Source organism: Rhizobium sp. 2YAF20 (genome assembly GCF_052114685.1).
In the GTDB taxonomy this organism is placed as follows: Bacteria; Pseudomonadota; Alphaproteobacteria; order Rhizobiales; family Rhizobiaceae; genus Rhizobium.
In genome coordinates, this window is sequence record NZ_JBFRFF010000054.1 from 12,786 (window position 1) to 35,194 (window position 22,409).

Here is a 22,409-nt window from a genome sequence, read left to right on the forward strand (position 1 = left end):
TGTGCGAAATTCAGTCTTTAATAGGCCGCTTATTTTGTTGCTGCCGTCGACGCCTCGCAACGAACGGATTTCGGGCGTCCGCAAGAATGGTGACCCCGATCGCGGCTTCTGTCTGCTGAGCAAGGAATGACCGAGCGCGCAACCGCGGCCCGATGATGCCCTTGTATCTGCCCATCGCCGTTTCGATCAGCGCCCGCTCGCCATAGCCGGTAGACGCCTGCCATTTCAGCCGACCATCTGTCTGTATCGATGCGATGTGGTCGTCTCTCTGGCAGGATGCTTGGGCGTTGGGCCGTTCAACCGCGTTCGAGCGTGGTGGAATGACGACCTTTGCGCCTGCGCTATGACGCAGGACAGCCTCATAGGTCGGAGTGCCATCATAGCCGCCATCGGCAGTAAACTGGCCGATCTCATCGTCGATCTGGTCCAGCAACGGCTTCACCTGCGAAGCATCTCCTGTTTCCTTATCTGTCAGACTGTGCGCAATGATTTCACCACTGTCGGCATCAACCACCAGATGCAGCTTTCGCCAGCCACGCCGGGACTTTGCACCATGCTTTTCTTCCAGCCATTGGCCAGCGCCATAGATCTTCAGCCCGGTACTGTCGACCAAAACGTGACGTGGTCCATCTGGCGCATCCGTCGTTCGGCAGACGGCACCCAGGCTCTTGCCCGTCGGCTGAGTGTCGTGTGATCGGGCACGGGCAGATCAAGTCCCATCAGATCAAGCACTGAACTCAAAAGCCCTTCGCTCTGGCGCAGCCGCAGTCCGAATACCATGCCCAGCGTCAGAGTAGTTTCGATCGCCAGATCGGAGTAACGCGGCTGGCCTCTGTCTTGCGTCGTGGCGCGGCCCAACCGCCAAGCGCTTCCGGCGTTACCCAAAGGGTCATACTGCCACGGCGACGAAGACCCGCCTCGTACTCCTGCCAGTTCGTCACTTTGAATTTCATCTTGGTGATACGGTGTCGACGGGAGGCGTTGTGCTTATGAGGCATGCTGGACCAATCAAGCTATTTTCGATCCAGGCCGCATAGATGCAAAACGTTGAAATTTGATCCCTGCGCCAATTCCCACCTTTAAGTCTCACGGGCGGTTCCGGCACATGATCTCCTTGCCGCTTCAGATCTCTCCATGTTTTTTTACAAGATATTTATATTTCGGCAGGCTTCCCCCAATCGAAAAGCTACCTCCATCGTTCTAGGGTGAGGACTCGTTAATTGGACCACAAGATGACGATTGCGGCTCGTCGAAAGACGTTCATGGGTAAAAATCGTATAGGACCATCACCTTGAGGCCGTCCCCAAAACCTTCGAGTGACAGACCGTTGTTACCTCGCTGGGCCAATGACCGATTGAGGGAAATGAGTAGGCGGTCCTTGGATTGCCAACTGACATGATTCAGCGATCCGCAGTTGCCAGAGAAGACCCAGTTGGACGATGGCCAAGCAGCCTGCTCACTGATGCCAGCACGCACGACCGAAACCAGCTCACTACAGAAGGGAGAAATGCCGCCTCCTCCTGCTTCCGTAAACACGATAGCGCGGTGAGCGGCGTCGGGTGACGATAGATCATCCTGAACGGACATTTCCTCCGGCATATGGCCGCGCTCCCGCCACCAAAAATAGCCGTGATAAAGTACCGTCACCGCTCCAATGAATGCAAAAGACAGTAATAAGAACTGCGACAACAACCGTCTCAAATTAAACTCCTGCTGGGTTGGGACGCGTTTATCAGAGCCAGAATATAACGGCTGCTGCTATACAAATACTTGAGAAGAAAGTGTGGGCGCAGCGGTCGTATCGAGTGTGAATGCAACGCCAGTCCTTGAGCTTTCCGAACATGTTTTCGATCTTGTGGCGGTGTTTGTACAGCACTGGATCGCAAGCAAATTAGTAGGTCCTAGGTCGACGATTTCTTGACATCTGAACGGCTCTGCATTTATTTCAAATGCACCACCGATTCGCTTCCGAGGCGTTGCTTGAAAAAGTATTCAATCGCCGTCGGGGCAGATAACGCGACGTACAGCATCTTCCAAGCGACTGATGATCAGTCGAGTCTGTTGTTTTCATCATTATGCCAAAATCCTCGGGACCATCGCCGGCGGTATTGCATCGGGTGATATCAAAACGCCGGCGTAGACGGGTGCAGTGCTCCGCCTCTCCATAAAAGCGTACGTCGCCTGGCGGCACCACGAGATAGATCGAACGGTTTCCGCCGAACCTGCCCTCCTGGAGATCCCCAGATGCGTTCTCGCCTCTTCCAGTATCTCGAGAGCCGCATCGATGTCTTTGCCTCGTTCGACGAGCACGAGACGCCGCCCACAGGTGTGTGGCGTTTTATGTGGCACCATCTCAAGGTGGTGAAGGGTTGGCTGGCCGCGATTATGGTGATCGAACTGGCCTTCAGCGGTGTAGAGGCGGGGATTTATCTAATGGTCGGCTGGTTCGTCGACCTGCTGAACAAACACTCGCCACAGACAATCTTCCATGATTATGGCTGGTTGCTGGCCGGTGCAGCCTTTGTTGTTCTGGTGATCAGGCCGGTCCTGTTCTTCGTGGTACAGGTCGTTACCAATCAGATCGTAGTGCCATCATTGACCAACCAGATCCGCTGGCGCAACCATATCTACACGATTGGCCATTCGCTAGGCTACTTCCAAAACGATTTCGCCGGACGCTTGTCGGCGCGCGTCATCCAAGCTGGCCAGTCGATCCGCTCCGCCATCATCGCAGTGATCGGCGATCTATGGTATGCGCTGATCTTCACTTCTGTGACCATCGGCTTCTTCGCTTCGGTGAATGTCCGGCTGATGCTGCCGGTGATCCTCTGGCTCGCGGCCTATGCCACCCTGCTTAGTTTGTTTGTGCCACGCGCGCTGAAACTATCCGAGGCGAATTCGCTTGGTCGTTCCTCGACCACCGGGCGTATCGTCGATTCCTATACCAACATCCTCACCGTGAAGCTGTTCGCCCGTGGCGATCTCGAACGTTCGGCCGTGCGGGAATCGCTCCGTCGCTGGAATGATGCCTTCCTCGACCTGATGCGCCTGATCCTTGGTGCCAGCCTGGTGCTGCAGGTCCTCAACAGCGCGCTGATCGTCGTGACGGCAGGCCTGACGCTCCACCTGTGGAGCCATGGCAACATGACTGCTGGTGCCGGCGCAGCCGCGATCACGCTGGTACTGCGCCTCGTCCAGATGTCGGGCTGGCTGATGTATCTGGTGCGCGACGTCTTCGACAATATCGGCACAGTGCAGGAGAGCATGCTCACCATCGCCAAGCCGCACGACCTCGTTGACGATCCCGATGCCGCCACGCTCACCGTACCGGACGGAAAGGTCGTCTTCGAACATGTGCGCTTCAGCTATGTCGGTGCCACACCGATATTCGCCGATCTGTCCCTGACCATCCGGCCCGGCGAGAAGATCGGCATCCTCGGCCCCTCGGGCGCCGGCAAGTCGACACTCGTCAATCTGCTGTTACGCCTCTATCCTATCCAGGGCGGCCGTATCCTGATCGACGGCCAGGACATCGCCCATGTCACCCAGGACAGCCTGCGTCAGCAGATCGGCGTTGTAACACAGGACAACTCCCTCCTGCACCGCTCCATTCACGACAACATCGCCTATGGCCGTTCGGTGATCGACCGCGGGGCCATCGAGAATGCCGCCCGCCAGGCCGCCGCCCATGAATTCATCCTCGGCCTCGGCGACCAAGATGGTCGCGCAGGCTACGAATCCCGGGTGGGAGAGCGCGGCGTCAAGCTCTCCGGTGGCCAGCGCCAGCGCATCGCCATCGCCCGCGTGTTGTTGAAGGATGCCCCGATCCTCGTCCTGGATGAGGCGACTTCCGCGCTCGATTCAGAGGTGGAAGCGGTGATCCAGAGCCAACTCAAACAGCTGATGCAGCACAAGACCGTCCTTGCCATCGCGCACCGTCTTTCCACCATCGCCCAACTCGACCGACTGATCGTGCTTGACGAGGGCCGTATCGTCGAGGAAGGCCGGCACGAGGAGCTGATCGCGAAGGGCGGGCTTTATGCGCGGCTGTGGAGCCGGCAATCGGGCGGCTTCCTAGCGCCAGAGGAAAGTACGGCGGCGCGGTAGAACTGGGTACGTGGGGCAAGATAGGTGGTGATTGAGTTCGTGGTGGGTGGTTGCATCGCTGTTCTGGCTTCTTACCGCTCGCGACGTTTTGATCGCGGGACTCAATTTCTGGGGGGTAGGTTTTTCCTTAGGTATCCTTTACTTGCAGTGGCCAACAACGCTGCTGTTCTTCGCCGCCTTAGTGACCTTCCTTTCGCTTTGGAAAGGCGCTGATGAAGACGGCAGCGAACTGCCTCGAAAGAGCTGGAGACTGGCACAAGCAAGTGGTGCCTGTCTGCGATCATAAGTGGGGCAAGAGCATTGAAGTGTTCGTGACAATTGCTTGGATTGCCGATTTCAGGTCAATCAATCCAATGAGCCTTGCCCGGTTCCCGCAACGCTTTCTCCATGTTCGGATCGGGAGCCACTTCATGACCTGTTCCACCGTCCTATGGATGCTCCTGGTCATATTCGCAGGGGCGCTGGCACATGTCATTCTCACCCAGAGGCGTGAGGGCCATCTTGCGGTGCCACCCATTCCGGGTCCTGAATGGGCTGCTAAATCGCGAGTTCAGCGCGTCATCCTGACCGGTGGAGAGGCTTCGGATTAAAATGCCGTTCCGGCGTTGCTGGCCATCCCGGTGGGCAAGCCGAAATTATTTCTTGCCGACAAGGGCTATGATGGCGACTTCCTCCGCTGAGAACTGCTGATGCCCGGGATCAGGCCCATCATCCCTCCGAGGGCCAATCGCAAAGACCCGCCCACCTGCGACTTCCGAGCCTACAAGGATCGAGACCGTTTCGAGCGGATGTTCAATAAGCTTAAACAGTTCAGGCGTATCGCGACACGCTACGACAAGACGAAGGCTTCGTTCGCTGGATTCCTTGCCCTGGCCTCGGTCAAACTCTGGTTGCCCTTCATATGTGCGCACGTCTTTTAGGACGCTCTTTCTCCGCTCCCCAGAAAGAAAGTCGAGCATCGGGCGCTTCTTTGTGAACAATAATTTGCATATGAGCTCGAAGCTTGCTGCGAAAACGTGAGGCGCTGCGGACTCCCCATACCCCGATGAAGCATTCCCCGGACATATCGTTCTTGAAGACCGCCGCACCACCAAAGGCTGAAGACAGACCGCCTTCGCCAACCACACCCCCGTTGCCGTAAACTGCTATGACGCGGTCCAGCGGCGCAACGCTGACAACTGTGTCGCCTGATGGAGCGAAACCCGCGCTTCTAAAAAGATTGACTGGGCAAGGAGTGACGTCAATACGGGTATCCGTGTGAAGCGGATCCGAAAGTTCACTCCTTGCGGGCGGACCCCAACGTATTGGTCTGCTTAAGCAATTCCATGCCAAAGTGGGGTCAAAACCGGCGCGGAGATAACCCATTTAATCTTTAAGTTTTCGCTGCATTTCCAAATGGTTGTCGCTCGTATCAGTGGGGTGAGCCCTCGGAACCGATTTTCACCTATTGCACGTAGACCGGCACGATTGCTGAGGTTTCGTCGCGGTAGGGTAGGCGGATCTGGAAGCGGTGTTCGCCGCTCTGGATGGGCCAAAAGACGGGCCGGTCGGGATCGGTGATTGCGAAAGGCTGACCGTCTACATACCAGACGATTTGCGGCACATGCGGTTCAACATCGGCTTTCAGTGCTAAGCGGTCGAATACGGCTGGCTGTTCAGGATTACGCCAGATCTGACTGTTGCGCGTGGGCGCTGAAATGGTGACATGGATCTGCGGGCTAGAAGCATCGACATTGGCGAGCGAAAAGCCTGGGTGCCTCCCGGCAACAACATTGATAGGCACTGATTTGAGAGTGGCGTCCGGACGAGGTGGTACTGCAGCCACCTTCGGCATCTCATTGGGCTTCAGCCATTCCACCAGAGTCTGGCTACAGGTGTTGTCGTTGGCCTGCCCATTGACGACGCAAACGTCGACCGGCTTGCGGTCCGGCGGGGTTGGAAAGCGTGCATCGGCGAGATCTCCAGGCTTGTTGCCATGGACCCGATCGATGATCGCATGCACGAGGCGTGCAGCACTGCTGGCACCGGTCATCCTGTTCATGGTGCCGTCATCGCCGCGCCCGACCCAGACGCCGACAATGACCTTCTCCGAATAAGCCATAGCCCAGGCATCCCGATAGCCCTGGGAGGTGCCGGTCTTGATGGCGACAGGGAAAGGATATTCCAGCGACCCATAGCGATGGAAGCTCGGTAGCCGGGCCTGCGGATCGGATAGGAAGGACGTAATCAACCGGGCGGTGTCCAAAGACATAATCCGCACTGATTGATGCTGCGGCTGCTCGCGCGCCCAGCGCAGGTCCTGCAACTGACCGTCATTGGCCAGCGCACCATAGGCGCGCATCAGTTTGTCCAGACGTGTCGGAAGCGAGCCGATCGCCATCGACAGGCCGAAATAATCGGCGGGGCTTTCCAGATCATGCAGGCCGAGATCGCGCAAGAAGCGGAAGGTCGTCTCGAGACCGATACTACGCAGCAAATTGGTGGCGGGCACGTTGCGCGAATTGGCGAGCGCCTGGCGCGGCAGCATTGGGCCAAGGAATTCGCGGTCGGCGTCACCGATGCCTGATGCGCCTTCGGGCAGATCCAGCAACATGTCGGTTGGCTTGAGCACGCCACGTTCGAATGCCAGCGCATAGATAAAGGGTTTCAAGGTTGAGCCGGGCGAGCGCTGTGTCCGTGTGTAGTCGAACGCGCCTGCATGGGGGCCGTAATAGTTGCTCGATCCCACTTGCGCCAGAACCTCGCCGGTCTGGCGTGACACCACCATGGCCCCGACCTGCTGCGCACCCGCAGAGCGCCAGTGATCGAGATATTGTCGTGCAAGAGCGGTAACGTCGGCTTGGAGAGGAAGGTCGATCGTCGTCTGGATCAGAGGCGTGCTCGCGGAGGCGACCGTCAATTGGCGGCTCTCGATGAGATCGCGATAACGCAGTATCAGATGCAGGGCGTCCGGGCGGCGGGGCAGATTCGGCATCTGCACGGCATCGAGCTGACGATGCGAAATCTCGGCCTCGTCGGCATCGATGATCTTTTGTTTCAGCAGCACGTCCAACATCTGATGGCCGCGCTGAATTGCCCGGCGCAAGCCCTCTGGCCGCAGCGGGTTCATGCGGGTTGGCGACTGCGGGATCGCCGACAGCAGGGCGATTTCCGCCCAGGACAAGTCCGCCACCGGCTTGTCGAAATAGAGCCGTGCCGCATGCGCGATGCCGTGGCTGCCGTTGCCATAAGGGGCGAGCCGCAAATACTGCGCCAGAACAGCTTGGCGGCCGTAACGCAGGGTCAATAAGACACCTGTACCGGCCTCCAGGATCTTGTGCACGATTGTGCGAGATTCCGGCTGCTGCATTCGCGCCACTTGCATCGCAATGGTCGAAGCGCCAGAGCGGTGTCTGGCAGCGCCGAGATTTTGCCACGCCGCACGGCCGACGGCGTAGGGGTCAACGCCGGCATGTTCGAAAAAGCGCCTGTCTTCGAGGGCAAGCGTCGCCCTGACGAATCGGTCAGGCAACTGCTCCAGCGGCCAATAGCCATAATCGACACGCCCGCTGACGTCGTCACTATGGCCAATCTGCGCGAGAAAAGCACCGCTACGGTCATAAAGTATCGGAGTCGGTGCAGGCGCAATCAGCTGCGCACGCTGATTGATGAGATATCCATAGATCAGGGCGCCGGCTACCAGAACCAGCGAGGAGACGAGTGAAAACTTTGATCGACGGCTTCCCAACAGTGTCACTACCCGGCTGGCCGGCTCCTTGCCTGATATTTGTTCTGATCGTGATGGCTTACTTCGCCACCACCACGATCTGCAAGGCGGCACTCGTTCCTCGCACGCCCTTTTGGTACATGGTCTCGGCGAAGGCCTGTGGCTGCGTATAGGAACCGGGGATCAGGGCGCGCATCCGATAGGCAAAGGTATAGTTGCCCTTCGGCAGCCTGTCGGAGGCCGAGAATACCTGATCGTCCCCATAGGAAACCCAATCCGAGGGTAAGGTTGAGGCTACCGCAGGTGCCGCCTCGGCCGGAGCCGTGGCGATATTAGGATTGAGGGGATCCAGTCCCGCTGCAAGCGGCATGGTAAGAGCCACATGGGTGCGATCTTCGGAGACAACCAGTTCGACCCTCTCTTCCAATACATCGCCCACCTTCAGCGTGATTGTGCCTTTGGCATCGGGGGTCAGCTTCTCCGGCGGCACATCGCCGGCGGCGACGCGATAGAGCGTGCGTGTGAGAGCGAAGCCCTGACTCTGGGCTTGCGCCTTGTAACCGGCCTCGGCGGAGAGATAACTGGTTTCGACCAGCGCGAGAGCGGATGTCGTCCCCATATTGTTGATGGTGACGCTGCCCGGATCCAGGGTGACCTGTCGTAACACAGGTGTATTCGCGTCCAGCGTACGAGCTTGAACGACGGCGTTCTGAGTGAGGGTCAATGGCAGGGGCGTCGTTGGCCTCTGCCACGCGGTTGCGAGTGCACGGATCGCGGCCGAAGTGGCGTTGGTCGAGCCCCATCCGTCGCCTTCGCCCAATTGCAGCAAGGCGTTTTTCAAAGCGGGATAGCGCGGATCTGCTTCCGAGGTCAAAGCCGCCGCGCGCACCGTCTCGGCAAGGCTACGGGCTTCCGAAGGCAGGATGATGGGGTTGCCGTCATCCTGTGCCTGGCCGTCATAGACCAGCTGGCCATTGCGAGAGAGGATGCGAACGCGCGACCACATCGTATCGGCCAGGCCACCGACCAGACGCTGGTCGGCATCTGGCGCGCCGGCTGCTGCCGCGGTCATCCGGGCAACGCTGACGTTCGGCATCAAGGCCGCGGAACGGGCAAGTTCGGCTGTATAGGCCGGGTCGAGCTTACCGCCTTCGGCCAGGGCCGTCAGGGCCTCGACCCGCTCGCGGATCTCGTCACCGGTGATGAGATGAGGATAATCCGAGCGCAGCGACAGTTTCAGCACGCTGGCAAGACGATCCGTCAACGCCTTGTCGGTCGGCTCGCCCGCCTTGTCCGCTGCGACCAGGAAGGAATAGGCCCAGGCCGTCAGCGAGACATTGCCCCTGCTGTGCGGCCAGAAGCCGACAAGACCGTCAGCATCGACCGCCTGACCGATTGCGAGCACTGTATTGTGGACATCGTCATCTACGCGTTTGTCGAGCTTCGCTGCTGCCAAGATGGGTGCGAAGCTCTTAAAGACGACGCTGGAGGAGGCTAGCGATATGCGTTGTTCGGTGGAGCCATAGGGAGATTCCAACAGGACGTTGAGCCCGGCGACCAGCTTCGCCAATGCTGGATCGGAGGTCAGGGTCATGACCCGCTGGAACGATCCGGGACGAACATCCTCCTGTGGCACCGACAGTGTTTTTGAGCCACCCGCTGGGATTTCGACGATTTCGTAATCCCTGGTCGGGATGCGGTCCGGCTTCACCGGCAGCGTGATTTCCACGTTGTCGCGAGCATGGTCGGCCTGGCGCTCCACACCGAAACGCAGTCGCACATCCTCCTTGCCGGGCTTTGGTTCTGGCACGGAGGCGAGAACGCCGATGTGAGCCGGCTTGTTCTGCTCCCACACGAAGGAGAGATCCTTGCCGCCCTCCAGCGTCAGGCCATCGGATGCGATGGTGGCAATACCGCCGCCACCGCCGCCTTCGACCACGCGAGCATTGACGCCTGCCTCGAATTGATCTCCGAACCGCAGGAAGCGAGGCAGGGCGGGCTGAGCCACGATTTCCTGCCGGATCAACATTTCGCCGGTGCCATAACCGAAGCGATCCGGGCCGCTGACGGCCTTGGCGCGCAGCTTGAAGACCGTGAGCGAGTCCGGCAATTTCACCTTGATTTTGGCGGTGCCATCCGGGCCGACCTTCACGTCGGGAAGATAGATCGGAACCGGCGTGAAATTCTTGCGGACGGAAATATTGTTGTCCGTGCCCCAATCTTCGCGTTCATCGCCGCCCGGCACTTCGTCGAGAGGAATGATACCGAAGGCCATGTTGCGGGTATCGCGCAGCGCCATGGTGGATTGGCGCTTGACGATGAAATTGTGCAACGGATCCAGCGGCTGCTCGGGCGCGAGTGACAGAACAGCCTGGTCGATCATCCAGAAGGTGGCATTGCCGGCGATCGGATGGCCCGTATCATCGGCCAGATGCAGGGTTACCTCCACCTCGTCGCCGGGTCGGGCTTTCTTCGGATAATCCATCGTCACGGTGACGGTATTCTTCACCGGCTTGACCGTCACCGTCTTCGTGGCAGCGATCGTGACGGGCTTGCCTTGATCGAAGGGCGCATTCGGTGAGGGAGTGCTGGTCTCCAGCCGCCCTCGCATGATGAGGAAGTGCACGGGGACTTCAGGCATATACTCCTTGCGGACGGTCACCGCATAATGACCGTAGCCATCGGCGATATCGACCCAATCATAGCGGAACTTACCCTCCGGCTCCTCGATGACGGCCAGAGCGCGTGCTGTCTGGAAGGGGGATTGGATCAGAAGATTGGCCGTTTCGCCGGGGATGTAGCTGTCTTTATCGGTGGTCACAACCGCGGTGCGCGCAGGTGCCTGTGACCAGGTGACCGGCGTGGTGCCGCCGACGAAGAAGTCGACGCTCACCTGCTGGCGGCGGCCAATCTTGTCGGTGGCCTCTAGCTGGATGATGTAGACGCCGGCATCGGTCGCCTCGAGCGCAAGCGTCTGAATATCCTTCGTGCTGGTAATCTTGCGCTCCAGCACGGTGTCGTCCATCTCCTGGGTGACATATTTCGCCGAGCCCTGGCTGAAATCGCTCGCCTGCAGGGTCGAGGTCCAGTTGCGATGGATCAGGCGCGCCGTCATCTCCAGTCCGGCGACGGGATCGCCATTGCCATCGACAGCCAGGATCTGCGGCTCGATGGCGCCGGGCTTTGGCACATAGCGTGGGACCTTCAGGCCGAGCACGAAAGGCGGGACTGCACAGACATTGGTGATGCTGCGCACCTGCAGATCATCGTCGCCAGTAACGGTCGCCTCGATCATATAGCGGCGGGGTTGTGCGGTGGGTTCGATCGTCGTGTCGAAGGTGATGCGCGAGGCACCACCGGCATCGGTGCTGCCGTCTCGTTCGAGCGCGGGAGAAGACTTGAATTCATCGCCCCCGGAGTAACGGGAATCCGTCGAAAACAGGAAGCCATCATGGCCAGGCGGCGTCCAATTGTAGGGATACTGGACGGCGCGCCAGCGGATCGGGCGGTCCGCCAGCAGGCCGCCGGCAAAATAGCGCGCGATCAGATCGACGTTGAAGGAGGAGTCCAGCGGTACGGTCTGCGGGTTGTTGAGCACGACTTCGAATGTCGGCAGGCGATAGGCCTCCTTCTTGAAGGAGATACTGCCGCATTGGACTGTGTTGTCGGCCGTATCACTGGCATCGTCGCTGGTGGTGGCGTTGCCATCGGCATCTGCGGGCTGGGTGGTATCGGACTGGGCATCATCTGCCTCGCCGTCATCCGCATTGTTGTCCTTCGTCTGGCTGTCGACATTCTCGTCGTCATTGCCGGATTTCTGCTGCGGTTCCGTTTGGTCAGCTGCCTTAGCCGGGTCGCCCGGTTCAAAGCGAACCTTATAATCGCCGGTTGCTGGCGTCTCGGCATCGAACTTGTGGTAGAAGCTGCCATACGCGTCCAGCTTCACCGGTACGCGCCATTCCTGTTTGTCAGGGCCGGTAATCACGATCTGGCCACCCTGCTTAGGCAGCGTCAAGTGGCCGCCGAGATAACTGCGGACATATCCCTTGATATGCACCGGTTCTTCCGGCCGGTAGATCGGCCGCTCGGTGAAGACATGGCAGAGAGTGCGCGCCTGCTCGGCACGATCCTCGTCCGGATTGGTAGTCCAATCCAGCCACGAAGCCGCCGGTTTGGTCCAGTTACCCTGGGCATATTGTGCTGGGGCGTGATCGGGGTCGATCACGAGAGTATCCAGTCCCTTCGTCACGATCACGCGACGGATCTTGGCCTCGGCGCGTTGTTTGAGCTCCCAGGAAAAGAAGCCCTGCGCATCCGTCGTCCCCGCCGCGAGCGTGACGTATTTGCCGTCCCGCAAGCCATCCAGTTGGATTTGCGCACCGCCTATCGGACTGCCGGTACCGAGCGATGTGACGGCAAAGCGTACCCGGTCCTGTTCTTCCACCGCACTCAACGTCAGGTCGGTGACCTGCACACGCAACCAATGGCGGGTTTGATTGTCTACGGCGCGCAAGCCGACGAGATAGGTCCCGGGTTGGTACGCACCAACAATCTTGGCAAAGAAAGGCTTGAGATCCAGACCGAACTTGGTGTCGACGCCGCCCTTGTGAATGGGGAGATCCACGAATTGGGAAATGGCTGGTGAACCCAGAGCCTTTACGCGTGCTCCAATGGCATCGGCCGAGATGTCGTCGCTGGGGGCCCATTTTTGTGGCTCCTTGCCGGGCAGAGGCGGCGCGTCATCATCCTTCGTATCCAGCCCTGCTTGCGGGAAGGGCCAGAAATCGCGTGAAAGCGGGTCAATGGCGTGGATACGCACATCGGCCCGATCATAGCCGCGCCCGCGCAACGGCACTAGCTGCGGGCCAAAACGCTCGACGACGCCCTGCGACGCATCCCAGACGAGCGAAGACTGTTCCGGCGAAAAGGCGAATTTCTCGCTGAATCCGGTAGCCAGCGGCCTTCCCCGATCATCCTTCAGAGCACCCGTAGCAACGTTGAGCGTATAGACTTTGTCCGTGAGAAAGCGGCCATGAATATAGAGATGTCCGTTGCTTGCTTCCGCCGTCAGGTCGTCAACAGGGGGAGAGATGCGCAAGGCGTCCCGGACCGAGAGCTGATCGCCGGCCACTGGATTGCTGGAAAACCGGAAGGTCAGGCCGCGGTTCTGGCCCGATGGAGCAGGCGGCGCCCCGGCATCAGCATTGTCGACGGGATTGCCGTTGTCGTCCACCGGGCCGCTTGAATCGCCAGCCGTCGCGTTGGACGTGCAGCGCATGATGCCATCTGTTGTCGCTGCGTCGAAGCCGCGCCCGCAATCGGAATTGGTCATGGTGAAGGGCACGGCGGTGCGTGCACGCAATTCGAAAATCTGATCGCTGAAATCAGGCGTATCGGCAAGTTTCAACCGCACAAGGACAACGCGGCCATCCGGTACGCTGGTGTGCAGCTTGACGACATAGGATTGCTGGTCGCTACGGCTGTTACGCTCAAGCGGCTGGATATCGAAGTCCTGCGCGCCCAGCATCAAACCGCCTTCGTCGCCGATCCCGGGCGCCGGGCGTAGCTCGATCGACAGCAGTCGGGCGAGTGCTGCGATATCGACGGGCTCAGCGAAAGTCAAGGTGATCTGGTCAAGCTCATTGACAGGATCATCGCCTGACGCGGGAAGCGTGGACACCGGAACCGGCAACAGTGGTATCAGCTCTGTCTCGCCACCGGCTTCCTTGTCATGACCCAGCATCCCAATCTTGATGCGCGCAAGTGGCTGCCACTTGTCGGCGGGTCGAAACTGCAAGGCGCGGGGACCAAGCCATTGCCAAGAACCGGCGACAGCTGGCTCCATCATCACCAAACGTTCAGGCGAATCTTCCGGGCCGCCCGTTGCGGGGCCCGTATCCGTGGTAAAGAAGATCGTCACGGGATCATAGGCGCGTAAAAACTTCTCCGGCACGATCTTGACGCCATCGGCGCGTTGCAACGCATCGAGTGTCGGCGAGGGGGTGCCTTGCTGCGCGTAACCGCTTGAGACCAGCGCTGAAGACGCCAGAGCCAGGGCAATGAGAAATACAATCTTTTTCATTGGTCTCTCACTTCGATCCCGTGGGCTTCAAACCGGCACGCTGGAGATAATCATTGATAATTTCAGGCGGCGGACCTGCGGGTGGCGGCGACAATCCAACCACTGCGGGCCTGACGACCAGCGTTGGAGCGTCAACCGGCGCGTGCGCTTCCAAAAGGTAGTAGCCAGCCTCAAGCTGCTTGAGCTGGTTGACGCCTTCGCCGAGCGACTGGCCCTTGGCATCGAGCAGGCGGCCAATGGCAAGGTCCGGATCGGAACGCAAACCGGCGCCGATATTACCGCTGTTCTTGACCTCGAAGCCAAACAAGGCGGTTGTGCCCGGCGCAAGCACGACCGGCGCGCCAATCCCCTCGCTAACCGGAACCACCGGCGTTGCCATCAGATCCATGGTACCGGACAATGGCCCTTCGTGGGTGGAATAGAGCGTTAAGACTGCCTCACTCGCCGCAACATAGCGGTGGAATTCGGCTCCTGTCGGGAATAGCTGCAGATCGCGATGGCCATTCTGCTCCAGGCTGACAATGACTGGCGCGTCGCTACTGACATCCAGCACCATCGGTTGAGCGGGATTGACGCGGAACGCCATGGCCTCACCCTCAAGCGTCACGATTTGTGGCAGAGAGACTGATTTTGGCTCGGGCTTCGGCCACGGCGACTTACCGCCGCGTTCCAGCCACAGCGCCGCAAGCCCGGCACCATGGTCGAGGATCAGTTGGCCGGGACCGGACGCGGAAATACGATCGCCGCGCGAGACCCGACCGTCGGCCCCAATGAAGGTTGCTACGCCGCCGGAGACATTCAGAACATCGCCGCTTTGGGCGTCGACCGCGATCTCTTCCGATCCGACCATACCGAAGAACCGGCGCCGGATTTGATCGATGCCCAGTGCAATGGCCTGTCCAGGCGATAGGCTGACGCGCGCAGAGCCCGCATCGCCGGTCAAGTTGACAAGCCAGATCTCTTCGGCCGACGTGGCGATGCTGCGTGAAAGGGGTGCGGCACCCGACCAGACATTCAACAATTGAGAAGCTGACGGGACGGAGACGACCGCTATCCCGGGCGCCAGGTCAAGCGTCAGCCGCTTCGCCCCCGCTGGCAGCGTCACCGGCCGCGCGCTAAAGGCAGGCACGGTCGCGGTATAGCTGCCATCGAGCACCACTGCTTCGAGTTCGGCGGCATCGACAGGAACAAGCCGCATCTGCAGGCTCTCATCGCTTCCGGCATTCCGCACATGCAAATCCTGATGATCGGCTAGGGCTACCGCGCTGTTGAGGCTGACGCCCATGCCGCGCCCGGCGTTAAGGCCTGGCTGTCCAAAGGCCGAGTCCGCGCGCCACAACCGGACTTTGCCCGGCAATGGCGCTGTCGCCGGAACAACCGCCTGATCTCCGGGCATCAGCGTCAGCGCGATCTCGCTATTAGGTTTGGCAGGGCTCACTTGCACATGGCCGCCTTGGCGAGCAACCAGCCATAGTCGATCCGATTGTGGAGCAAAGAGTCCCGATGTTGCTGTCGTGAGCGGTCGATCGGCACTTGCTCCCGCAAGCAGATCAGTGGCGGTATCGAGTTCGACAAGACCCGCCGATGGTGCGTGCACAAGCGCAACGTCCAGCGAGAGACCAAGGCCATCGATGGTCACCGGCTCCAAGGCGATATCGCCGGGTTCGCGCATGTCGCGGGCGATGCTGCGCGCGGCAATTTTTATGGGCGCTGTTCCGCCATCAAGGGTCCAGACCGACGCGCGCCATTGTGTTTCTCCCTCTGAGGCAGGCCGGGCGATAAGAGGCGTGTGGCCACGGGCGAAGGCTTGCGGCTTCCAGATACCGTCGGCACCTCGCTTTTCGACAGAGAGAACCAGTTCGCTGGTGGATTGCGCCGCCACCAGCGCGAGTTGATCCTTGACGTTAGCCGGCAAAGGGAATGTAAAGACGGAGGCGCCGGTGACCTCGGCCGTGCCGTCGGCCGCAAGCGTCGGCTGCGGCAATTCCTGCGGCAAGGCAAACTGAACCTCGATATCCGAGGCATTGGCCTGATCATCGCCGGCAGACTGTTGGTCGCCATCGCTTGAATCGGCTTCCTGATTGTCCGAATTTTCAGCCTGCTGGCCGCTGGTCGTGCCTGCCGCAACTGCCGCATCGAGAGCCAGCGTATAGGACCCGGCCGGCAGACGGCTGGACAGTGCGATGTTCCAATCATCGCTGCGGCCGGCGAGCCGTTCGATCACGGTGCCATATCCGTCCTTCAGCACGCCCTTGATTTCGCTGCGGCCGAAAGTGCTGAGGCTGACGACACGGTCATTCGCGACATTGAAGGAGAGTTCGGCCGGAAGGTTGACGAAGCGCGCCTCCCCGGGCTGCAGGGCTTTGGTGTTCAAGGTGATCTGGTAGTCCAATCGGTCGTCATGGGCGAGGCTCACGAGATCGATCCGATAGTGCCCTGCCTTCAGCGTTCCGTTAAAGTGAGAAGTGGTGACAAATCTGGCGATCTGGTCCTTGTCGTTGCGGAACAGGGTGCCGATCATGCCCTCGGTCAGGTCAGTGCTGACGTCAGCGTCGGCGAGGAGATCGAAGGTCCAGCTGTCGGGAACGCGTGGATCGCTTTTGCTTTGAGGCTCGCGCCACTGAAATGCCTGTGCCTGATTGAAGGCTAGCGGATGCGGCCCGTGGCCCTGCAGTTGCGGGGCGTCGGTAGTCGACCTTAGCCGCGCGACAAAACGCGTATCGACGTCGCGCGGTAGAATCACGAGGCGGTAATGTCCCGGGGTGAAATCCTGGCTCAGCGTGGAGAGCGGGCCGGGAGCGGTGAGTGGCCATCCTTCGGAATCCTCCAGGCGAGCGTTGAGATCGCCGCCAAGGGAATAGAGGTCAAGCTGATAGGATCCGGCACTCGTTATCTCGATTGGCACTATGGCGCCACGTCCGCCCGATAGAGCGCCACGGCTGGTGCCATCGGGGACCAGGGTCGCCGCCGTCGCAAGGGACGATGGCATAACGCTGACGCCGAGATGGCCGGACGAGTTCTGTGCGGAGACGGCGACCTGATATGATCCAGCACGCAGATAGGTCTGCAGCAGCGCATTGTGGCCATCGCCGTTATCAGACGCTTGTCCCAGTTTCGGCAAGAACGACGTGCCAAGGCTCAGCGATGTCTGCAAGCGGCCAAGGGTCTCGATGCGATAAAGGCCGCCTTCCGCAACATCCAGGCGATAGGATTTCTGCGCATCCTCGGCGAGGTCGAGAAATTGGCGTTGGCCGGCAATCAAGGGTAACGCAGGGGCCGGCGGCGTACTTCGCCGCGCCGCAGCCGGATCGGGTAGCCAGCTCACACCTATAACCCGGGGAGCAGAAGGAGCGGGAAAACGCAGTGTCAGCGTCCGACCTTTTGCGTCAACACGTTCATTGCTGGTGGCAAAAGCGACGGGCGCATTGTGCATGTCAACGGCAGTGATTGCCCCGCCAGGCGGCACATGCACATCGATGCGCAAATCCGCTGGCGATGCGGGCCGTGACAGGGCATCCGCGCCATCGGCAGGTGCCTCCTGGGCTTGCGGCACGGGCGCCGGGATATTGGACATCGGCTGGCTCTGTCCGGGCTGCGGCTGTGCCGTGGCATCGGTGGATTGCCAAAGGGTCAACGGCCGCACCTGCAGATCGGCGGGCAGTGCCACGGCACGTGGCCCCGTAAGCAGACCGGGCGCTGCATTGGTGATGATCTCGTAGCTGGTGGCCTGTTCGGCGTCTCGGATACCAAACGAAATGTTTGCGCGCGCCGGTGCGGCGGGTTGGACCGGCGGGACAACGCCAGGCGTACCAAAGGCGAGGTCGACGGTGCCGGCCGTATTGTTGTCGGGCATGAGGCGCAACAGATAGTAGCCGGCGTCCAAATCGAAACGATCGGGATTGCGGCCATCGGCGCGCGGCGCATTGCCAACCAGAACAGGACTGATATCGGCGTGCAGTGCAACGCCCGAGGTCTTGATCGCGATCTGGCCTGTCTGTCTCATCTCGAACAGCAGCGATGTCGGCCCGCGTAAATTGAAGCGCCGGTGCCAGGCCTGACCAGAGCTCAAATGGGGTATATCCGATGCGACGATAGTGGCCTTGCCGCTGCTATCCTGGCGCAGCAGCAAGGCCGTGGCTGGAATCTCATCACCACCTTCGCCAGCAACATCAAGGCTGATGAGGTTGGGCGCCGAGCCATCGAATTGTGCCTGATTGCTGAACCGCAGTCCCCGAACCTGGAAGCGCTGGCCCTCATATCCCGACACTTCGACAATGCCGGGTTGGCCGGTTGCCGGGAGCGAAAGCGTGGCTACTGGTTCTCGACTGGCCTTGACTATCGCGGCACTTTGAAACGCGGTCGCCGTATTGGCAATACGGCCGGCACGAAGCACCGCCGGCGCCGATTGCGGCAGCTCGAGGCGGAAGGTGTCGAGATCGGCGGGAGCCTCGAAACGGACCGAACCAAAAGGCCCGATCACGCCTTCGGCGATCCCCGCGGCGAGCGACATCTGCGTGCCGGTGCGGATGCGAAACGGCTCAGCGGCGTCCGAGTTCGTCCAGACAAGCTTCTGTCCGCCATAGGCTGTCACGAGATAGCGGCCGGGCTCGACCGTTCCCGTCAGTCCTGCCCGGGTCATGGGAAGGCCCGGTTTCAGCTCGAAGATCGAGATCTTCGGCGAAAGATCGGCAATGTCGGTGCCATTTCGCCACAAGCGCAGGTCCTGAAGCGAGCGCCCGACTGCCTCGATATCGACGCGTCCGGAATCGGGAATGTCGATCCAATAGGATCTCTGCTGGAGATCACTTAGATCGGCACTGACGGGGGCGGTGGCCGACAAAGCGGCATCGGGGCTCTCAAGCTCCTGATAGGCTTGCGCTGTGAGCTTGACATTGCCGGCAGCGCCCTTGGCACCGAATACGCGGATCTTGTAGGTGCCCTTGTCGAGCAGCGCATCGATCCGGCCATCGCTGACGCCAGGTGCACCCATACGGTCCCCTGGCCCGGCGATCATATCGACGAGCTGCATTGCCACACCGGAGCTGCTTTTCGCGCGGATGGTGGTATGGCCGGGCGTGTCGACGGTCAGCAACGTGCTGCCATCCTGATCGGCAGGCAGTTGATCCAACGCCAAATGAGGCTGCGACACGGGCCGGGGCAAGGCTTTGATGGGCGCGGGCTGAGATACGGCGGCCGGCGGCGCTTCTGCCTCTTGTGCCACGGGCGCCTGCGTTTCGACGGCGGTTGAAGCTGCAGGTTCGGCCGGCTGGGCAGATCCTGCACTATTGCCGTCTGCCGAGGAGCTTGCTGCCTTGAGGGCTGCAAGTCGTGCCTGGTAGGCTGTTGTCAGGCATTTCGACAGGCCGATTGCGTCTGATTGGATGCAGGATTTGTTCCGGTCCGTCAGCCAGCGCCGCTGTTGCTGCCGCAGATCACTGAGCTTTGCCGGGTCACCACCAATATCGACCAGAGCCTGCCGATAGGACGCCGCCAGGGCGGTGTCTTGAGCAATCAAGATCGGCGAGGCACAAATCGCCCTTTCGATGGCGGTCTGCGCCTTGCTGCAATCAAAGGATTGCGCTTGGCAGACCGTCGAAAAAAGGCCGCAACCGAGGGCAACAAGTATACGCACGCGGGGGACGAAAGCCATCGGTAACTCGTTTCTCAAATAGCCGGCACGCTAGTCAATATGAACTATCTTCAGCCAAGACAAGAGCAGCCCAGCGGACGCCGAAATCCGGGAGCCGCCCGCAACCTAAAATTTTCTTTATTGGGATCGCTGGCATAGGCTCGCGCGAAATGAGCTCAGGACAAAACAGATTATTCGGCAATAATATCGGTTTAGCTACATCTAGTGCCTAGCTTGAGGGCGGCTGCTTCGATACACGGATAACATTCATCCTCGGAAGCCCTGCAGCAAAAACATGTTGAATCGCCATTTGAAACGTACCTTGATCTTTGGGCTGTTTGCCGTTGTAAGCCTGGGTGCGGCCGCGTCGGCAATGGCGTGTGCGCCCGCTGACGCTTCATTGGCAGGGCACTATTATCTCGAAGGTGTCACGGAGGTAGGTTCGGAGCTGTTGCTGCTATCCGACGGCAGTTTTGAGTACACATTCGCTTATGGCAACATGGACCAAGCTGCGAATGGCTGTTGGAGCCGGAGCGAGGATAGTGTTGTCTTGATATCATCGAGCTCGTCTTTCAAATCCCGACCGTTCAGGCAGCTGGACCTCAAACTGAAAAAAGACAAAGACCTGGTCTTTAACATGGGGAATGGCGTTGAAGGCACATACGTCATTCAGTGAGTATGAGGCGCCTATACAATTGGGATGCTCGTTATGACGGTGCAAAAGCCGTTGAGCCTGGCATTGCTGCTTTCGTATTTTTCCTGCAGCTTCGTCTTTGCAATTTTGATAACGATTGGGTTGTCTGTTGTGTACCTCGGGACGGTGTCTAACCCTGCGCTCAGCAGAATGAATGCTGGTAGCTTTGTCGTTGGAATGTTGTTTTTGAACATATCGCTCATTGCAGCGAGCTGGTTTGCATATCTTCCACTTCGTCGGCATCCCAGAATCATTCGGGCCGTCACCGCCGCTTTCGCTGTTGCTGTCCTCGGAAGCCTCGTTTTTATCGTTTTGATTGACTGGGGCTAAAAGTCGAGCGGTGGTGAAAGAAAAAGGGGGATATGGCAGACCATGGATATGGTGACATGCCCCGTCAAATTGGCCTATTTGGAACTGGAATTTTCCAAATTCCCAATCTGATTCTGGAATGCCTGGCGGATCTTGGTCATCTTGAACACTTGCCGAACCAATGCCGACCCTCAGAGCCGGCGCCGGCTGCGCATACAAATTTTTCGATATTCGGTTTGCGGACGCAAAGCCTTGGCTGGCACCGTACCAGCTCCTCGCGAAGGAGCCCGGCGATGACCGGGCCCCCTTTGTTGGAAACAACTATCGGCAGACACGCTCTTCTGTGACGACCTTATGGCCGTGGTGCCAGCCGACCATTCTCTTTGTGAAGCAGTCACGATGATGACGGTGATGGTCCCAATCGCCGTGGTCATAGTGGCGATGGTGATGGTAGTAGCCGTCGTCGGCCAAGGACGGAAGCGTCGTGGCGACGAGAGATGCCAGGGCGATTGCAGAGGCGATAAAGAGCTTGTTCATGGGGTTCCTCGGATTAACTCTCAGCTTGAGTTCAACGTCGCTGTGGACGTTGGCTGGAAGCTAACCCAGGGGAAGTGAACGAAACGTGATGGTCCCATTAATCCGGGCTTCATCATGGATGCTGCTCTCGAGCCGGTCGCGCTAGACGAAAAATGAGCATATGAGCGCCACGCCGAAAATGGCCATCGGCAGAGTAAGCACTATCACCGCGCTGACCCATTCCGCTTCTACGAGTGGCATGAATTCCTAATCGTTGGCCGATTTCATTGCTCGCTCCTACCATTTGTAGGAAACCTAAACGAACAGGCCTATTTGTCGCCTCAAGGTTGATTTCAGAGAGTCACAGATAGAAAACGCCGAACTGCTCGCCAAGGAGCCGGCGCGTCGCGGACGGCTTAGTCTTTGATCCGCAGCGCATCTCTTTCGGCGATCAGGCCTTGCTGCAGCGCTAACAATTCTTCGTATTTGATCTGTTTGATATTGGACGACGCCATTTCTAGAGCGAGATTCTTAAGTTGCTTTTCAATCTCGGCTGCTCGTTCGACATTCTCGGCTGAATACTTGAACACAACCATTTGTCCACTCCTGCCAAAGAAGACAATCAACAGCTTGGCTTGCGGAAACGCAAGCAGATTGAATCGGCCGAACGGGTCAAAGGAAGATCACATCCTTGGAACTGCCTTGCTTCATACAGGTCAGCACCCACCACCAGTGCATTTGTAAACCCGCAGCAAACACTGGCCCCTCGCTAGAGGAGCGCAAGGCGTTGATTTTTCGCAACAATTTGGAAAGTCGGTGGAGGCGCGACCGGCGCCGATGATGACCCCACCGGCACCATCAATCGATCAGCATTATCAGGCGCTTAATGCCGAATCCACCGAGGGGTCAGTGTTCGCTGCCGATTCACATACAGCTTTGCCGGCTTGAAGGCCTATGACGCGCTCAGCAGCCGAAACCAGGCATGGCCAGAAATATAGCATCCCGTCCCCAATCTGCAGATACAGATGCGCGAGTCTCAAAAGTCTCTTCGTAAAAGCGCTTTCTCTCGAATGCTCACGACTCCGAATGGATTGAATTTGTACTCATCCTCCTCGTACCGGGTGTCGTTCGATAGAGCAGCATGACGATCCGCTAAGGCTGTTTCAATGCCTTCCCGGGCTATCTGATCGGCGATATCATCAATCAAAGCAGCGATCTCGAGCTGCTCGGCATTGGTTGAAGGCTGCTGATCATCTTTCCGGGGAATGGTGATCAAGACATCAGGCAATCCAACCAAATGAAACCCGACGCTCACCATCCCCTCAACATCATCGCCAATGGGGCGGCGCGAAAAAGCGAAACGGCA

Annotated in this window: 9 protein-coding genes and 4 pseudogenes; 4 read left to right on the forward strand and 9 right to left on the reverse strand. The window is 59.2% G+C overall.

All coding sequences use genetic code 11. The annotated features are described in order from the left end of the window. Positions 1-29: 29 nt before the first annotated feature. From AB4Z52_RS32600 to AB4Z52_RS32610, 3 genes and pseudogenes are all read right to left on the reverse strand, one after another. A pseudogene (locus tag AB4Z52_RS32600) lies at positions 30-998 on the reverse strand (IS5 family transposase). Positions 999-1,260: 262 nt separating this feature from the next. Continuing rightward, entirely contained in the window at positions 1,261-1,701 is a 441-nt protein-coding gene (locus tag AB4Z52_RS32605; RefSeq protein ID WP_442221999.1) for a hypothetical protein, read from the reverse strand. 31 nt (positions 1,702-1,732) lie between these two features. Next, positions 1,733-1,870, reverse strand: a pseudogene (locus tag AB4Z52_RS32610) (transposase); the annotation flags it as partial. A 374-nt stretch (positions 1,871-2,244) separates the two neighbouring features. Between AB4Z52_RS32610 and AB4Z52_RS32615 the strand changes: the two are divergent. After that, entirely contained in the window at positions 2,245-4,107 is a 1,863-nt protein-coding gene (locus AB4Z52_RS32615; RefSeq protein WP_442222000.1) for an ABC transporter ATP-binding protein, read from the forward strand. Between the two features lie 560 nt (positions 4,108-4,667). Next, positions 4,668-5,027: pseudogene (locus AB4Z52_RS32620) on the forward strand (transposase); the annotation flags it as partial. Between the two features lie 524 nt (positions 5,028-5,551). Here AB4Z52_RS32620 and AB4Z52_RS32625 read toward each other — a convergent pair. From AB4Z52_RS32625 to AB4Z52_RS32635, 3 genes are read right to left on the reverse strand one after another with little or no spacing between them, the layout of a single operon-like run. Beyond that, entirely contained in the window at positions 5,552-7,843 is a 2,292-nt protein-coding gene (locus tag AB4Z52_RS32625) for a transglycosylase domain-containing protein (protein WP_442222001.1), read from the reverse strand. Positions 7,844-7,892: 49 nt separating this feature from the next. Then, on the reverse strand, positions 7,893-13,895 hold the full coding sequence (locus AB4Z52_RS32630; protein WP_442222002.1) for an alpha-2-macroglobulin: 6,003 nt from the start codon (positions 13,893-13,895) through the stop codon (positions 7,893-7,895). Positions 13,896-13,902: 7 nt separating this feature from the next. Next, positions 13,903-19,545, reverse strand: coding sequence for a lysozyme inhibitor LprI family protein (locus tag AB4Z52_RS32635; RefSeq protein ID WP_442222003.1), 5,643 nt, complete (start codon positions 19,543-19,545; stop codon positions 13,903-13,905). A 274-nt stretch (positions 19,546-19,819) separates the two neighbouring features. Between AB4Z52_RS32635 and AB4Z52_RS32640 the strand changes: the two genes are divergently transcribed. Together AB4Z52_RS32640 and AB4Z52_RS32645 are read left to right on the forward strand one after the other, a co-directional pair. Further along, positions 19,820-20,200 (forward strand): hypothetical protein, encoded by a 381-nt coding sequence (locus tag AB4Z52_RS32640; RefSeq protein ID WP_442222004.1) that lies wholly within the window; start codon positions 19,820-19,822, stop codon positions 20,198-20,200. A 33-nt stretch (positions 20,201-20,233) separates the two neighbouring features. Then, a complete protein-coding gene (locus tag AB4Z52_RS32645; protein WP_442222005.1) occupies positions 20,234-20,548 on the forward strand; it encodes a hypothetical protein in 315 nt (104 codons plus the stop codon). Positions 20,549-20,848: 300 nt separating this feature from the next. Here AB4Z52_RS32645 and AB4Z52_RS32650 read toward each other — a convergent pair whose 3' ends face one another. The 3 genes and pseudogenes from AB4Z52_RS32650 to AB4Z52_RS32660 all read right to left on the reverse strand — a co-directional run. Continuing rightward, entirely contained in the window at positions 20,849-21,064 is a 216-nt protein-coding gene (locus tag AB4Z52_RS32650; protein WP_442222006.1) for a hypothetical protein, read from the reverse strand. A gap of 395 nt (positions 21,065-21,459) precedes the next feature. Next, complete coding sequence (locus tag AB4Z52_RS32655) at positions 21,460-21,639, reverse strand: hypothetical protein (protein WP_442222007.1); 180 nt, start codon at positions 21,637-21,639, stop codon at positions 21,460-21,462. Between the two features lie 440 nt (positions 21,640-22,079). Then, positions 22,080-22,409, reverse strand: a pseudogene (locus AB4Z52_RS32660) (hypothetical protein); the annotation flags it as partial.

Bases quoted from the DNA above. Each gene is read 5' to 3' on its own strand.
- AB4Z52_RS32615 (WP_442222000.1), top strand. From the start codon at position 2,245: ATGCGTTCTCGCCTCTTCCAGTATCTCGAGAGCCGCATCGATGTCTTT.
- AB4Z52_RS32630 (WP_442222002.1), bottom strand. From the start codon at position 13,895: ATGAAAAAGATTGTATTTCTCATTGCCCTGGCTCTGGCGTCTTCAGCG.
- AB4Z52_RS32635 (WP_442222003.1), bottom strand. From the start codon at position 19,545: ATGGCTTTCGTCCCCCGCGTGCGTATACTTGTTGCCCTCGGTTGCGGC.
- AB4Z52_RS32640 (WP_442222004.1), top strand. From the start codon at position 19,820: ATGTTGAATCGCCATTTGAAACGTACCTTGATCTTTGGGCTGTTTGCC.
- AB4Z52_RS32645 (WP_442222005.1), top strand. From the start codon at position 20,234: ATGACGGTGCAAAAGCCGTTGAGCCTGGCATTGCTGCTTTCGTATTTT.
- AB4Z52_RS32650 (WP_442222006.1), bottom strand. From the start codon at position 21,064: ATGAACAAGCTCTTTATCGCCTCTGCAATCGCCCTGGCATCTCTCGTC.
- AB4Z52_RS32655 (WP_442222007.1), bottom strand. From the start codon at position 21,639: ATGGTTGTGTTCAAGTATTCAGCCGAGAATGTCGAACGAGCAGCCGAG.